The following is a 14,263-nucleotide window of genomic DNA, read 5'->3' as shown; positions in this document are numbered from 1 at the left end:
CCACGACGCTCAGTCCAGGGCACGCAGCGCCCCGGACACCGCCGACTCCAGAAAGCCCCGGCCGGCCCGCGCGTTTCCCATGACATGCAGTCCCTGGACGAACGCGGTCAGGAAACGGGCCAATTCCGCCGGGTCCTGGGCGGCACGCAGCTCGCCCCGCGCCTGCGCGCGCCGCAGCGCGTCGGCGAGCAGAAGCTCCACGGCGGCCATGGCCGCCCCCACGCGTTCCACCGTCGGAGGGTGTCCCGAGCGTTCCGTGACGGCATTGACCAGCAGACAGCCCCGCTCCGGCTCCGCCAGGTCCGCCGCGGCCAGCGCGAGCAACAACTCCCGCACTGTAGTGCGGATGTCGCCGTCGCTCCGTAAGCGTTCCGCGAAGTCCCGGACCAGGTCGGCACAGTAGAGGTCGAGGGCGCGCGCGTAGAGCCCTTCCTTCGAGCCGAACGCCGCGTAGAGACTGCCGCTGCCGATGTGCAGCCGCGCCGTCAGGTGCGGCAGGGGCGTGGCGTGGTAGCCCTGCCGGCGGAAGAGCCGCATCGCCCGCTCCACTGCCAGGCCGGTGTCGAATCCGCGGGGGCGAGCCATGTGTGTCCTCTTCGTCCAGGTGTCACGCGGACTCGACTCTCCCAGACCGTCCCGCGCGCGGCATGAGTCGATCGACTGCATGCCTCCGCCCGCCTGTGCAGGTTCTTAAATTAACCAGTGAAGTAATCGGTGGGGCTGTACTTCCGGCCTCCCGGGTCGGCATGGTAGAGCCCGCACACTTGCTCAGACGCCCGCCCGGCCCGAAACCCGCGGCCGGCCCCGAGGGCAACGACGGAAACGGTCCGAGGACACACATGCACCTGCATCTGAAGTATCCGCTGGAACCCGACAGCGCACCTCGGCATGCGGCGGCAGTTGTCGAGGCCGCCCTGGACATCAGCGGCGCGGAGCTCGACTACAGCCCCGCCAGCATCGAACTCGTCGAGGACATCGTCGACAGCTTCCGCAGCGACGGCGCCACCTGCGACGAGATGGCCGAGTCCCTCGCCGAGTTCGGCTGCTACGTCGGCGAGATCCTGGTCCGGCACGCGGGCGGGACCTGGCACCACGAACCCGCCGCCCACCACCCGGTCCCGCTCGTCGTGGACCTGCCCGGCCCGCGCCGGTGCCACCCGGTCGACTGGGTCTTCCGGCGGCTGGAGCACGGACCCGACATCAGTATCCGCGCGCTGTACGCGACGGCCGTCCACGAGGAAGCGCGCGACATGTGACGGCCGGTGTGCACACCTGACTGATAGGATCCCAGCTGATCCGGGAGCCGTCTCGGCGTCGTGTGTCACACCGCCCGGAAGCAGACGGCACAGCACTTTTTTCGGCACATCCGGTGACACACCCGTGGCTCCGTGAGGGAGCGCCGGGGCAGGGGAGGGCGCCGTGAGCGCGCACAGGCAGTCCGACGACAGAGCTCCGATCGGCCGTGCGCACGAGCGCGACCTGGTGGAGACGTTGCTGGACGCGCTGCCCGACGGCGGCCGCGTCCTGCGTCTGACCGGTGAACCGGGCTCGGGCAAGACCGCTCTCGTACGGTTCGCCGCGCGGGCGGCGGCACAGCGCGGCACCCCCGTCCTGTCGGTGACCTGGGCCCCGGCCGAGCGGGACCTCGCCCATGCCGCACTGCACGGGCTGCTCCACCCCGTGCTGCCCCGCCTCGGCGACCTGCCGGGCCCCGAACGCGCCGCGCTGGCCGCGGCGTTCGGCGAGGGCGCCGCCGAGCCGGAACCGACGGTCCTGGCCCGCGCGGCACTCCTGCTCATCACCCGTACTCCCGGGCCCGTCCTCCTCTGCGTCGACGACCTCGACCGCCTCGACACCGCCAGCCGCGACACACTCCTCGCGATGACACACCTGTGCCACGCCACCCAGGTCGGCATCCTCGTCACCGAACGCACCGCCACCGACCGGTCCCCGACGGAGGCCCGCACCGCCGCCCTCGCCCCGCTCCCCGAGCCCCACGCCCGTGAGCTGCTCCGCCGCCGGGGCCGGGCACAGGCCCACACCGAGGAGGAGCTCATCCTCGCCGTGGCCCGGGGCAACCCTCTCGCCCTCACCGAACTGTCCCTCAGCGGCCCCGGTCTGCGCGAAGCGGCCGGGTTCGGCATGCTCCCCGCGACCCCGCGCCTGGCCGACGCCTTCGCCGACGACCTGCGGACCCTGACACCGCAGGGCCACGGCCTCCTCCTCACCGCGGCACTGAGCACGTCCACGCTCGTCGAGGAGATCCTCGACGCAGGCGCCCGTCTGCTGGGCGGCGCGGAGCACGCGCGCAGCGGTCTCGACGAGGCCGTGGCACGCGGCCTCGTCACCGTGGAACAACCGCACCTGCGGTTCGCGCGGCCCCTGTTCCGCGTCGCCGCCCTGCACCGGGTGCCCGCCACCCGGCGCACGACCGCGCACGCGGCACTCGGCCACAGCATCACCGACCCCACCCGCGCCGCCTGGCACACGGCCCAGTGCGCGACCGGCACCGACGAGGCACTCGCCCGGCGCGTCGAGGCCCTGGCCGCGGGGCCCTGGCCGGACACCACCCTGCTCGTCGCGCTCGCCGCGCTGGAGACCGCGGCCCGGCTCTCCCCGGACCCGGAGCACCGGGCGGACCGGCTGCTGCGCGCCGCCGAACTGGCCTGCCACTACGGCCTCGGCGAACAGGCCCGGCAGTACGCCCGCGGCATCGACCCCGCCGAAATCGGCGACCTCGGCCGGGCCATGCTCCTGTGGCTCCACGACCTCCTGCCCGGCAACCCCCCGGTCGGCGCCGAACGGATCGGCCAACTCTGCGCCGCCGCCCGCTCGGTGGCCGCCCGCCATCCGGCGCTCGCCCGGAAACTCCTGCACGCCGCGGCGGGCCGCTGCTGGTGGGAACAGGCAGCAGCCCCCGAGCGCGAGCTGGTCGTCGCCACGCTGAAGGATCTGCGCACCGCGCCCTGGCAGCCACGCGAACTGGCCGCCCTGGCGCTCACCGACCCGCTCTCGATCAGCCACACACCCCTGCGCGCGGCGGACCCGCCCACCCCCGACGACCAGCTCATCCTCGGCCAGGTCGCCCACCTCACCGGCGATCTCGAACGGGCCGGGGAACTCCTCGAAGCCGCCGAACGGGCCGCCCGGGCCACCGGACGCCACGGACGGCTCCCGCACATCCTCGGGGCCCGGGCCCTGGGCGAGATCTGGCGCGGCACCCAGTGGCGGACCGCACACGCCATGGCCGACGAGGCCCGCACCATCGCCACCCGGCTGCGCCTCGACAACTACGCGGCCCGCGCCACCGGCGCCCAGGGCCTCATCGAAGCCCTCCAGGGCCACCACGACAAGGCGCTGGAACGCGCGGCGGCCATCGAGGGAGCCTCCCGCCACCTCGACCAGGGCCAGCACCTCAACCTCGCCACCCTCACCCGCGTACTGACCGCCTCCGGAGCAGGACGCTACGCCGACGCCTACACCCAACTGCGCGCGTCGTTCACCGAACTGACCACGCCGTACTCGTTCCAGCAGTTCTGGGGCCTGGCCTTCTTCGTCGAGGCCGCCCTGCCCGCCGGCGAGGCCGAGGACGCCAGGACCGTCGTCAAGGAGATCGCCGACCGCACCCGCGACGGCCGGGCCCCGCTACTCCGGCAGGTACTCGCCTACGCCGACGCGGCCCTCGCCCCGGACGAGGAGGCCGAGGTCCGTTACCGCGCGGCCCTCGACGGCGACATCGCCGCATGGCCCCTGCTGCACGCCATGACGAGTCTGAGCCACGGCGTGTGGCTCAGGCGGCGCCGTCGCGTCGTCGAGTCCCGCGCACCCCTCACCGTCGCCGAGTCGCTCTTCCGGACGCTCGGCGCCACCTCCCGGGCCGACCTCGCCGCCTCGGAACTGCGCGCCGCGGGCCGCACCGACAGCGCGCCCGACCAGGACAGCCCGGCCACGGCGCTCTCCCCGCAGCAGCTGACGATCGCCCGCCTCGCCGCCGACGGCCTGACCAACCGCGCCATCGGCGAGCAACTCCACCTGTCCGCCCGCACGGTGGCATCGCACCTCTACCAGATCTTCCCCAAGCTGGGCGTCAGCTCCCGCGCCCAGCTCGCGCAGCGGACCGACCTGCGCTGATCAGCCGAGAGATCGCTCCGGGTCACTCCTCGACGCCCTCGTCGGCCGACCGCAGCACGCCCGACAACTGGGCCCGCGCCGTCACCCCGAGCCGGGGGAAGATCCGGTACAGATAGGCGCCGATGGTGCGCGGGGAGAGGCCCAGCTCCTGGCCGATCTGCCGGTTGGACAGGCCCCGCCCCGCGAGCCGGGCGATCCGCAGCTCCTGCGCGCTCAGCAGCCCGGCCACGGGGGCGGGCCGCGTGCCGGCCGCCGTGGCCGTGTCCGTCCGCTGCCCCGAAGCCCGTAGCTCCTCGGTGATCCGCGTGACCCGGGCCTCGGCGCCCATCATGGCGAACGTGGCCGCCGCCTGACGCAGCGTCACACGGGAATCGGTGAACTCGTGCTGCCGCCGCAGCCAGCGCCCGTGCGCCAGCCGCAACGACGCCTCCAGGAACGGCCGGTGCGCGAGATCCATGTGGAAGGCCCTCTCGAACAGGGCCGCCGCGTTCTCGTCGTCCGCCAGGATCGCCTGCGCCACGGCCAGTTCGACCGCGACGAGCGGCGCCCGCTCCGGCCCCAGGTCCCGTTCCAGCGACCGCAGCCGGGCACGGGCCGTCCCGGCCTCGTTCACGGCGGCCGCCGCCTCGGCGAACACCACGAGAGCGAACAGCGCCGGAGTGCAGCGCGCGGGATCGGCGAGGAGACGATCGAGAGCGGCGTGACCGGCGGCCACGTCACCGCTCTCGACCCGCGCCCAGCCGGTGCCGACGGCGACGATCTCGTGCAGCGCGCTCACCGGCACCCGCCCGGCGGCGAGGGCATCGGAGTCGGCCGGCTCCGGCACGGTGCCCGTACGCAGCGCGCACGTGAGGCGTTCGAGGATCTCCGCCGCGGCCCTGTCGTCGCTCAGGGCGCGCCGCTCGGCCTCCTCGCGCGACCGGCGGAACGCCGTCTCGGCCTGCCCCCAGTCACCCGTCACGAGATGCGCGAGCCCCTGCCCGAGCACGGTGGCGGGGAGCCGGTCGGGAAGGTCGTGGAACAGGCACAGCCGTTCCGCCTGCCGGTGCAGGTCCAGCGCTTCGAGCGGCGCGCCGGCCCGCAGCGCCGCCTCGCCCAGCCGTTCGAGATCCCGAATGGCAACGATGTCAGGGCCACGGGCGGCCAGCCGCGCGAGGACCGTGGCGGCCCGGCGGACCGGCGCCGCGCTCGCCATGGCGTGCAGCAGCCGCGGGTCACCGGCGACCTCCGGCGGCAGCGCGTCGAGGTAGCCGAGGAGCGCGTCCGCCCGTTCCCTGTCGTCGGTCAGCAGGGGCGCGACGAGGTGGGCGAGTTCGAGGGCGCTGTCCGTCTCCGCAGCCCCCTCGGGCCGCGGCCAGCGGGCCGGGTCGATCGTGGGAGCGTCGCCCCCGAGCCCTGTCAGCGTCTCGGCGTACAAGGAGCCGAGGGGGCCGAGCGGATGGTCGGACGCGTGGCGCGCCAGCGACCGGGACGTGCGCGTCCACCCGGCGCCGTGGGCGAGCTGGGCGGCCCGCAGCAGGCAGCGCCCCTGGTCGCGCGGCGCGCTGTACAGACCGGCCGCCCGCCGCAACAGGCGCAGCGCCATGGCGGGTTCGTTCTGCCGCAGGGCCGAGCGGTGGACGTCCTCCAGACGCGCGGCGAGGTGCGGGTCATGGCCCTCCACGGACTGGGACAGGTGCCACAGCTGAAGCACGGAACCCCGGGTGAGTTCCGCGGCGAGCGCCGCGTGCGCGCGACGGCAGGTCCGTGGCCCGGTGCCGTGCGCCACGGCACCGGCCACCGCGGGATGCGTGAAGTCGACGCGCATGCCGTCGAGGACGACGAGCCCGAGTCGCTCGGCGGGCTCCACGGCGGTGAGCCCGAGCGGGTCGCCGCCCCGCATCCGGGACGCCGCCGACAGCAGCAGAGGGATGTCCGCCGCCGGATGCAGGGCCGCCAACAGGAGCAGGTCGCGCGTGGCCGCCGGGAGCCGCGCGGCGCCGGGAGCCAGCGCGGCCGCGAGCCGGTCCGACGACGCGGGCAGGTGTGGAGGGAAGTCGTCGGTGCGGGCGGGGAGTTCGAGGAGCGCGAGCGGGTTCCCGGCGGCCCGCGCCATCAGGTCGCGCACGGCCTGCGGGTCGTGACCGGGGCGCCGCGCCGCAAGCAGCGCGGCGGACTCGGCCAACGTCATGGGCCCCAGGGACAGCACCGGAAGACCCGGAGAGAGCGGGCCCGCGGGCGGGGTGCGGGACGTCATCAGCAGGCCAAGGGGATGCCCCGCGCAGCGGCGGGCCACGAACATGAGCACGTCGGCGCTGGGGGAGTCCAGCGCGTCCCAGTCGTCCACCGCGATCAGCAGCGGCCGCACGACGCCGACCGACTCCAGCACCTCGAGCACGGTGAACGGCAGCCGCGCCCGGTCCCGCCTGCCCGGCGCGCCGTCGACCAGGAGCGCCTCCAGCGCCCGCAGCTGCCCGCTGCCCGACGGCAGCCGCGCGTCCCCGAGCAGTGGCCAGAGCATCTGCAACAGGCCCGACAGATCGGACGGGGCGCTGCCCCGCACACCCGCGCAGCGCAGAACGGACATCCCGGCGGCCGCCCCCAGCGCGACGCCCGCCTCCAGCAGCTCCGACTTGCCCGACCCCGCGCCGCCGCACAGGACACGGGCCGCGCCGCCCGACGACGCGTCCCGCACGAACGTCCGCAGCAGCTCCCGTTCCGCCTCGCGGCCGATGAGCCGGGCGGCGCCCGCCGGACCGTGGTCCGGCGGGCCGACGGGCTGCGGGGCGCGGCGGCCGAACTCCGGCCCCGCGGCGGACAAGGTGTCGATCCGGATGGTCATGGGCGCTCCCTGTTCCAGGACATCGAGCGCTTCCGACCGCACCACGGGGAGCCCTCTTGTCGTGGCTCCCATCCCACCGGACGACGCCGCGCGACAACAGGCAGTTCGCATGCAGCTTGCCGCACGCACCCCGCCCGCCGCCGGTCAGTCGGCGGTCCGCCGCTCCTGCGCGGTGAGCTCGGCCGTGAACTGCGCACCGGCGAGCAGCGCGAGATTCGACAGCCACAGCCAGATCAGGAACACCACGGCACCGGCGAGGGATCCGTAGAGCCTGCTGTACGTGCTCAGCGCGGACGCGTACAGGGCGAACCCGGCGGAGACGACGAGCCACAGGACGGACGCCAGAATGCCGCCGGGGATGCTGTGGGCGCGCACCCGCGCCGCCACCGGGCCGGTGTGGAAGACGATGACGACCAGCAGGGCGACCACGCCCATCAGCAGCGGCCAGCGCAGCAGACTCCACGCCCACGCGGCCATGGTGCCGAACCCGAGGGAGCGGCCGAGGCTCTCGGCGACGGGCCCGGTCAGCAGCAGCACGAGCGCGCTGAGCACCAGCAGCCCGAGCAGCGCCAGGGCGGTGATCAGGATGCGGTGCGCCTTGTGCCAGGGCGAGCGGCGGTCCGCCACCCGGTGCATGCGGTGCAGCGCGCGGCGGAACACCGCGAGGTAGCTGGACGCGGACCACAGCCCGCTCGCGGCGCCCGTGATCAGCAGGGTCCACGCGGCCGTGCCGCCCCGCAGGGTCCGCGACAACACGTCGTGCAGCTGTGTGCCGGACTGCGCCGGCGCGTAGGCGGTGACATGGGCGACGAACGCCTCCGCCGTGCCCGGACTGATCAGGCTGAAGCCGATGGCGGTGACCAGCAACGAGGGCAGCACGGCGAGGATCGCGTAGTAGGTGAGGGCGGCCGCGTAGTCCGACACGTCGTCGCGCCACATGGACAGCGGGGTGCGGCGCAGCGCGGCCTGCCACTCCACGGGGAGGCGGACGGCCCGCCATCTCGCGGTGAACGAACGTGGACGGGCGGCGGAGGCGTGCGGTTCAGCGGACATGAGGCCTTCGGTGAGAGCGGCTGGTGAGCCGGATGTGCAGGCGGAGACGGTACGGACTGAGCACGGTCTCCGTTTCCCGTGCGAGCCCGGTGAGCGCGGGCAGCACGGTGTGGGGAGAGGTGTCCTCCCGAAGTCTTACCCGCAGGACGACATCCAGTCGCCGTCGTCGCACCCGCGTGCGAGCCCGGCAGTGCGCGACGCCGTCGACGGCCGTCGCCCGACGCGCCAGAGCGTCCTCCAGGGCCCGGGTCCGCAGGACACCGTGGGGCGCGGGCAGCGGCACCAGCCGGCGGAACCCGCCGCGCAGCTGGCGCACGGTCCCGTACGCGAGGAGCAGGGTCGCGACGATCGACACCGTCATGACGGTCGGCGTCCACCAGCCGCTCTCGCGCAGCGAACCGAGCCGCCCGGCCGGCACGATCGAGGTGTGCGGATCGGGCAGCGGCCACCGGTCCGGCAGCTCGGGGGCCCACGACGTCCGGCCGGCGGACAGCCAGAGGGCCGCCGCGAGCAGCACCGCGCCGAGCACGGCGAGCGCGAGCCGGTTGAGGATCGTACGGCTACGGGGCATCAGCTGAGGTCTCCTTCGGCCTGCTGGTCCGGCACCGGGGAGGGCCCCGCCCCGGTGGACTCCCAGGAGTCGTCCGGCCGGACCCGGACCCGGAGCCTCAACGGGCGCCGCAGCTCACAGGAGTCCAGCACACCGCGCGCCGCCTCCCGCACCGCGTCCCGCGCGCTCTCCCGCTCCCCGAAGGCGAGCCGCGCCCGGACGGTGGCACGCCGACGCCCCACCCGCACCCGGACCGGCCCGATGCCCGGCACGTCGCCCACGGCGTCGCGCACCAGGAGCGCGACCGCCGCCCGGTCCACGGCCGCCCGCACCCGCGGATCGGACGAGGAGACGGTGAGCAGCCCGCGTCGGCCGGGGGAGAGCGCCAGGAAGATCATCAGGACGCCGAGCACGGCGAGCCCGGCGGCGACCACGCGCACGACCGGATCGCCGGAGCCGTGGCCCGTCAGCCAGTGCACGGACTCCGTGCGCCAGGGCGCGGCGGGGCGGTGCGCGAGATGCACCAGGACCAGATCGAGCGCGAGGGCGCCGCAGAGCACCGTGCCGGCCAGCGTCAGCAGGCCCGCCGGCACCCTGCGCGGCGACCACCACCGCAGCGGCGTCCGCCCGGTGGGCACCGGCGCGCCGGGCACCGGGACGCTCCACCCGGGCCGCGCGGGGAGCAGGGCGGTGACCCCGACGCGCGGAGTGTCGACGTGCAGGCCCGTCAACTCCTCGGTGCGGGCCGAGACATGGGACTGCAACCGGCGGACCGAGTCGGACAGCGCCGCCTGGCAGGGGAGGGCCACCTCCAGCGCGACGTCCGCGCGCCGCCCGCGCACGCTCGCCGACCCCTTCGCCGTGTCCGTCGCGGGACGGCCGCCCGCCTGCGCCGCCTCGACGGCGGCCCGCTCGGCGATCTTGCGCACCGCCCGCTCGGACACGACCGTCGTGCCGCGCCGGGCCGCCGCGGTCACCGGCGGCTCCGCTCATAGGCGTCCCGCAGGTCACGGAGGCGGCCGCCGCCGTCGGACCAGTGGCCCGCCGCGGCGCCCAGGCCTCCGAGGGCGGCCACGAGCAGGAACGCCCCGAAGCCCCCGAAATATCCCGCGAAGGCCAGTGCCATGCCGGCGGCCATCCCGGCGAACGCCCTGCTCCCTGTCACTCTCGTCCCCTCTCGCCCGGCGCTCTCACGCGCCGGTCACCGATCCGCCGACTGCCGTCCACCGCGGACCGGTCACTCCACGCGGGAGTCCGCGGCCGGGGTCTCGGCGTCGTCCTCGGGCAGGTGCACGTCGTTGATCGTCACGTTCACCTCGACGACCTCGAGGCCGGTGACGCGCTCCACCGCCGAGATGACGTTCTCGCGCACGTCGCGCGCCACGTCCGTGATCGGGACGCCGTACTCCACCACGAGGTCCAGGTCGATGGCGGTCTGCCGCTCGCCGACCTCGACCTTCACCCCGCGCCCCACGTTCGGCCGGCCGCCCGGCACCCGGTCGCGCACCGCGCCGATGGTCCGCGACAGGCCGCCGCCCATGTCGTGCACCCCGGGGATCTCCCGGGCCGCGATGCCCGCCACCTTCACCACGACGACATCCGCGATGGAGGTCCTGCCGCGGTCCGCGGCGGGCTGGTCGGCTCCGGTGGCGCCACCGGAGACCGCCGTGGTGCGCACCGACGGTCCCGTGCGCACCGCCGGAACGTCCTTGACGGTCTGCGCGGTCTGCGTGCTGGTGGTCATGATGTGGCCTTCTTCCTCCGGCGGGTCGCCGGCTGTTCCGTTGCGCTTGTTCCGATAGACCCGTCCCGGGCGCATCTGTGACGCGGCCCGACGAAGAATCTTTCTCCGCCGTGCCGGGCGGAACCGGTCACCGGCGTCGACCCGCCCGAAAAAGCCGCGTAACAGAACGCCGCGCGGGTGTGTCCAACCAGCAGGACGAGACGAGAGGAGCCGCCCAGTGGCGGGGGCCCGCATCGATACCGCACCGCCGGACGGCAGGGGCGCGAGGGATGACACCCTGTTGGTGGTCCGTGCCGCGGAAGGGGACGAGGACGCCTTCGCGGCCCTGGTGCAACGACACGCCCCGGCGCTGATCCGGCTCGCGACCCGGCTGCTCGGCACCCGCACGGAGGCCGAGGACGCCGTGCAGGACGCGTTCATCAGCGCCTGGCGGCGCCTGCCCGAGTTCCAGGGCCAGGCGTCGTTCGGCACCTGGACGTACCGCATCGTCACCAACCGCTGCCTGAACATCCTGCGCGGCCGCCGGCCCGCCGCGCCCCTGGAGTCGGCGGGGGAGGTGGCCGCGCCCGAGCACGTGGTGTCACCGGCCCGGATCGCCGAGGGGCGCGACGCGGTACGCGAACTGAGTCAGGCCCTCGACCAGCTGTCGGCCGAACAGCGCGCCTGCTGGGTGTTGCGCGAACTGGACGGCCGGTCCTACGAATTCATCGCGGACGCGGTCGGAATCAGCCAGGAGGCTGTCCGCGCCCGCGTCTTCCGTGCACGACGCTGTCTGACACAAGCGCTGGGGGCCTGGCGATGACCGCTCACACAGAACCGCCCAACCCGCACGACGACCTGACCGACGACGAGCGGCTGGCCTGCGGTAGGCCGCTGTCCCTGGTCTGGGAGTCGTGGGAGGAGCAGTCCGACGATCCCCACCTGCGCACCTGCCCCCACTGCCGGGACGCCGTGGGCGACCTCGACCGGCTGGAGAGCGCGGTCCGGGAGCTGCGCGAGGAGCCCCTGGACGACGACGGAAGCGACGCGTCGACGCTGACCCGCCGGGTCATGGACGTCGTCCGCCTCGAACTGCGTCCGGGCCGCCCACTGCCGCTCGGAGGACCGGACGAGGACCTGTGGGTCATGGAGGCGGTGGCCGCCCGGAGCCTGCGGGCGGCGGCCGAGACGGTGCCCGGCGTCCAGGCCGGTTCCTGCCGGCTGCGGCCCGCCGGCGGCGCGGCCGCCGACCGCGTCGAGGTCCGCCTGGAGATCCACGCACCGGCCGACGCCCATCTCCCGGACCTCGCGGAGGACGTCCGTGACCGGGTACGGGACGCGGCCGACCGCGAGCTGGGCATGGAGATCGCTTCGGTGGACATCCGTATCACCGATCTCACCGACAGCACCGGCAGTGCTGGTCTCGACAACAGCACCGGTCTCAGCGACCGTCAGGAAGGCGGCACCCGATGACCCAGCACACCGTGCCCGGCACCCTCTCCGAGGACATCGCCCGGGCCGTGGCGGGCCTGCCCGACGTCGCCTTCCTCAAGCCCGACCTCGCCGGCCGGCTGCGCTCCGCGCTCTCCCGCGCGGAACCGGCCGCGCCCGCGTCGTCGTCGGCGGGCGTCCGGCTGACCGGCCCCGCCGACGGCACCGGGCCCTGGCGCGTCCAGATCCAGCTCGTCGCGCGCGGGCGGGCCCGCACCGTGGACGTCGCCCGCGCCGCCCGCCGCGCGGCGGAGGAGCAGCTGGCCGCGGCGCTCCCGGACCAGGCCGTGCCCGCGCACGTCACGGTGACGGTCACCGGGCTGGTCTGAGCGGAAAGAGCGGTTGCGGCGGGAGCGCGCGCGATCCACGCCCGTCCCTCCGCGTCCGCTCACGCGGTGCTCCGCCGGGATCAGCCCACCAGGTCCGGCGAGCGCAGCATCTCCGGCGGGATGCCCCACGCGTCGACGAGATCGACGGCGAGCGGCCGGACCTTGCGGCAGAGGTCGTTGATCTCCCGGCTGATCGCCTTGGAGCGCTGGACGGTGAGCCGGCCGTGCTCCATGAACCAGGCGCGGTCGGCCTCGATCGTGGACAGCGCGAACAGATCGCACAGCAGCCCGAGCGCGACCTTGTTGTCGTCGTCGGGCAGGGTGCGCAGCCGGTCGACGAACGCCTCCAGGACCAGCCGTTCGACGTGCACGCGCGCCACCGCGATGACGTGGTCCTGCACGTGGGAGAAGACGGCGCCGGGTTCCCGCTCCTGGTCCATCCCGCGCTTGAGGCGGCGGGCCAGCCCGGCGAGCATGTGCTCCTCCCGGAAGCGGACCATGGCGAGCTGGTACTCCGAGTCGAGCAGACCGGCCTCCTGGTCCCACTCGTCACCACCGGGCAGCAGGTCGCGGACCCGCTCCAGGAGCTTGTGCACCGAGGTCTTCTCGATGACCGTCTCGACGGCCTGGCCGGTCACGAACCGCACCATGCCGAGCTGGTCCATGTCCTCGAACTCGTGCGCGTAGTTGGTGAGGAGGCCCTTGGCCACGAGCTGGAGGAGCACGTGGTTGTCGCCCTCGAAGGTCGTGAACACGTCGCTGTCGGCCTTGAGCGCGGCGAACCGGTTGACGGCGAGATAACCGGCGCCGCCGCACGCCTCGCGGCACTCCTGGATCGTGCGCGTGGCGTGCCAGGTGCCGAGCGCCTTCGTGCCGGCGGCCCGCGACTCCAGCTCGCGCCGCTCCTGTTCGTCGCCCGTCTCCGTCGAGAAGACCTCGTGGAGCTGGGTGCGGACCACGTCCTGGGCGAAGTGCAGGGCATAGGTGCGGGCGACCAGCGGCAGGAGCCGGCGCTGGTGCATCCCGTAGTCGAGCAGCAACTGCTCCTCGGTGTCCGGCGCCGCGTCGAACTGCCGGCGGCGCACCGCGTACTTCACGGCGATCGCCAGCGCCACCTTGGCCGCGTTGATCGCACCGCCGCCGACGCTGACCCGGCCCTGGACGAGCGTGCCGAGCATGGTGAAGAAGCGGCGGCCCGGGTTCTCGATGGGGCTCTCGTAGACGCCCTCGGGAGTGACGTCGGCGAACCGGTTGAGCAGCGCCTCCCGCGGCACCCGCACGCCGTCGAACCAGATGCGGCCGTTGTCGACGCCGTTGAGCCCCATCTTGCGGCCGGCGTCCTCGATCCGGACGCCCGGAGCGGGTGCGCCGTCGACCCGGACCGGCACGACGAAGGCGTGCACGCCCTCGGCCCGGCCGCCCACCTCGAGCTGCGCGAAGACGACGGCCAGTTCGGCGTGGCGGGCCGCGTTGCCGATGTAGTCCTTGCGGGCGCCTTCGCCCTGTGTGGTGATGACGAACTCCTGGCTGTCCGCGTCGTACGTCGCCACGGTGCCGAGCGCCTGGACGTTCGAGCCGTGCCCGGTCTCGGTCATCGCGAAGCAGCCAAGCAGCTTGCCGGTGATCAGATCCGGCAGATACGCGCGGTGGTGCCGCTCCGTGCCGAGATGCAGGATCGCGCCCCCGAACAGGCCGAACTGCACACCCACCTTCACCAGCAGTGACAGATCACCGAACGCGAGCGTCTCGAACGCGGCGATCGACGCGCCGATGTCGCCGCCGCCCCCGTACTCCTTCGGGAAGCCCATGCCCGTCTGCCCGGTCGCCGCCAGCGCGACGGCGAGCTCGCGCACCCGCTCGCGGAACGCCTCGATGTCGAGTTCCTCGGCCTCCTCGAGTACGGAGGCGTGCTTCACGAGGTTCGTCCGGACCAGCTCGCGGATCTCGGCGTACTCGCCGTCGAGCACCTGGGTGAGGGCCCGTACGTCGATGTCCGGCCGGCTGTAGCCGCCGGAGGGCGTGGAGGTGTCGGTGATCATGGACCCCTGGTACCCCGTACCGGTGCGGCCCAAGCGGTCGAGGCAGGGAGAGCCACGGAGGCAGTCGGCACGGTGGTGGGCGGCGAGGACCGCGTCACCGCCATGTCATCATTCAATGACATCGAT

13 protein-coding genes are annotated in these 14,263 nt (G+C 74.2%); 5 read left to right on the top strand and 8 right to left on the bottom strand.

Going from position 1 to position 14,263, the window contains the following annotated elements; genetic code table 11:
- Positions 1 to 9 precede the first annotated feature (9 nt).
- Positions 10 to 585, bottom strand: a complete 576-nt coding sequence (locus ABII15_RS01220; RefSeq protein ID WP_353940340.1) for a TetR family transcriptional regulator — start codon at positions 583 to 585, stop codon at positions 10 to 12.
- Between the two features lie 254 nt (positions 586 to 839).
- On the opposite strand from ABII15_RS01220, the gene ABII15_RS01215 reads away from it, so the two are divergent.
- Positions 840 to 1,256, top strand: coding sequence for a hypothetical protein (locus tag ABII15_RS01215; protein WP_353940339.1), 417 nt, complete (start codon positions 840 to 842; stop codon positions 1,254 to 1,256).
- A 163-nt stretch (positions 1,257 to 1,419) separates the two neighbouring features.
- The gene (locus ABII15_RS01210; protein WP_353940338.1) at positions 1,420 to 4,131 is read left to right on the top strand and encodes a LuxR family transcriptional regulator; all 2,712 of its coding nucleotides are present in this window, start codon (positions 1,420 to 1,422) and stop codon (positions 4,129 to 4,131) included.
- A 22-nt stretch (positions 4,132 to 4,153) separates the two neighbouring features.
- On the opposite strand, the gene ABII15_RS01205 is transcribed toward ABII15_RS01210, so the two are convergent.
- The 6 genes from ABII15_RS01205 to ABII15_RS01180 all read right to left on the bottom strand — a co-directional run bounded on the left by ABII15_RS01205 (position 4,154) and on the right by ABII15_RS01180 (position 10,299).
- Entirely contained in the window at positions 4,154 to 6,952 is a 2,799-nt protein-coding gene (locus ABII15_RS01205) for a LuxR C-terminal-related transcriptional regulator (protein ID WP_353940337.1), read from the bottom strand.
- 144 nt (positions 6,953 to 7,096) lie between these two features.
- Entirely contained in the window at positions 7,097 to 8,005 is a 909-nt protein-coding gene (locus tag ABII15_RS01200) for a YihY/virulence factor BrkB family protein (RefSeq protein WP_353940336.1), read from the bottom strand.
- Positions 7,995 to 8,576, bottom strand: a complete 582-nt coding sequence (locus tag ABII15_RS01195) for a hypothetical protein (protein ID WP_353940335.1) — start codon at positions 8,574 to 8,576, stop codon at positions 7,995 to 7,997. Before ABII15_RS01195 ends, ABII15_RS01200 begins: the two co-directional genes overlap by 11 nt.
- Complete coding sequence (locus tag ABII15_RS01190; protein ID WP_353940334.1) at positions 8,576 to 9,532, bottom strand: DUF6286 domain-containing protein; 957 nt, start codon at positions 9,530 to 9,532, stop codon at positions 8,576 to 8,578. The genes ABII15_RS01195 and ABII15_RS01190 overlap by 1 nt, the downstream gene beginning before the upstream one ends.
- Positions 9,529 to 9,720, bottom strand: a complete 192-nt coding sequence (locus tag ABII15_RS01185; RefSeq protein WP_353947326.1) for a hypothetical protein — start codon at positions 9,718 to 9,720, stop codon at positions 9,529 to 9,531. The genes ABII15_RS01190 and ABII15_RS01185 overlap by 4 nt, the downstream gene beginning before the upstream one ends.
- 72 nt (positions 9,721 to 9,792) lie before the next feature.
- On the bottom strand, positions 9,793 to 10,299 hold the full coding sequence (locus tag ABII15_RS01180; protein ID WP_353940333.1) for an Asp23/Gls24 family envelope stress response protein: 507 nt from the start codon (positions 10,297 to 10,299) through the stop codon (positions 9,793 to 9,795).
- A gap of 217 nt (positions 10,300 to 10,516) precedes the next feature.
- On the opposite strand from ABII15_RS01180, the gene ABII15_RS01175 reads away from it, so the two are divergent.
- From ABII15_RS01175 to ABII15_RS01165, 3 genes are read left to right on the top strand one after another with little or no spacing between them, the layout of a single operon-like run.
- Entirely contained in the window at positions 10,517 to 11,101 is a 585-nt protein-coding gene (locus ABII15_RS01175; protein ID WP_353940332.1) for a sigma-70 family RNA polymerase sigma factor, read from the top strand.
- The gene (locus ABII15_RS01170; protein WP_353940331.1) at positions 11,098 to 11,751 is read left to right on the top strand and encodes an Asp23/Gls24 family envelope stress response protein; all 654 of its coding nucleotides are present in this window, start codon (positions 11,098 to 11,100) and stop codon (positions 11,749 to 11,751) included. Before ABII15_RS01175 ends, ABII15_RS01170 begins: the two co-directional genes overlap by 4 nt.
- Complete coding sequence (locus ABII15_RS01165; protein ID WP_353940330.1) at positions 11,748 to 12,098, top strand: hypothetical protein; 351 nt, start codon at positions 11,748 to 11,750, stop codon at positions 12,096 to 12,098. Before ABII15_RS01170 ends, ABII15_RS01165 begins: the two co-directional genes overlap by 4 nt.
- Positions 12,099 to 12,178: 80 nt before the next feature.
- Here the strand turns inward: ABII15_RS01165 and ABII15_RS01160 are convergent, their stop codons facing one another.
- Positions 12,179 to 14,137: an acyl-CoA dehydrogenase gene (locus tag ABII15_RS01160; RefSeq protein WP_353940329.1), complete on the bottom strand. Its 1,959-nt coding sequence runs from the start codon at positions 14,135 to 14,137 to the stop codon at positions 12,179 to 12,181.
- Positions 14,138 to 14,263: the final 126 nt, after the last annotated feature.

It is taken from the genome of Streptomyces sp. HUAS MG91 (assembly GCF_040529335.1).
Lineage (GTDB): Bacteria > Actinomycetota > Actinomycetes > Streptomycetales > Streptomycetaceae > Streptomyces > Streptomyces tabacisoli.
Note: the sequence above shows the minus strand (reverse complement) of the source record. Positions and strands in the feature narration are given on the sequence as shown.

Bases quoted from the DNA above. Each gene is read 5' to 3' on its own strand.
- ABII15_RS01195 (WP_353940335.1), bottom strand. From the start codon at position 8,576: ATGCCCCGTAGCCGTACGATCCTCAACCGGCTCGCGCTCGCCGTGCTC.
- ABII15_RS01180 (WP_353940333.1), bottom strand. From the start codon at position 10,299: ATGACCACCAGCACGCAGACCGCGCAGACCGTCAAGGACGTTCCGGCG.
- ABII15_RS01170 (WP_353940331.1), top strand. From the start codon at position 11,098: ATGACCGCTCACACAGAACCGCCCAACCCGCACGACGACCTGACCGAC.
- ABII15_RS01165 (WP_353940330.1), top strand. From the start codon at position 11,748: ATGACCCAGCACACCGTGCCCGGCACCCTCTCCGAGGACATCGCCCGG.
- ABII15_RS01220 (WP_353940340.1), bottom strand. From the start codon at position 585: ATGGCTCGCCCCCGCGGATTCGACACCGGCCTGGCAGTGGAGCGGGCG.
- ABII15_RS01160 (WP_353940329.1), bottom strand. From the start codon at position 14,137: ATGATCACCGACACCTCCACGCCCTCCGGCGGCTACAGCCGGCCGGAC.
- ABII15_RS01200 (WP_353940336.1), bottom strand. From the start codon at position 8,005: ATGTCCGCTGAACCGCACGCCTCCGCCGCCCGTCCACGTTCGTTCACC.
- ABII15_RS01205 (WP_353940337.1), bottom strand. From the start codon at position 6,952: ATGACCATCCGGATCGACACCTTGTCCGCCGCGGGGCCGGAGTTCGGC.
- ABII15_RS01215 (WP_353940339.1), top strand. From the start codon at position 840: ATGCACCTGCATCTGAAGTATCCGCTGGAACCCGACAGCGCACCTCGG.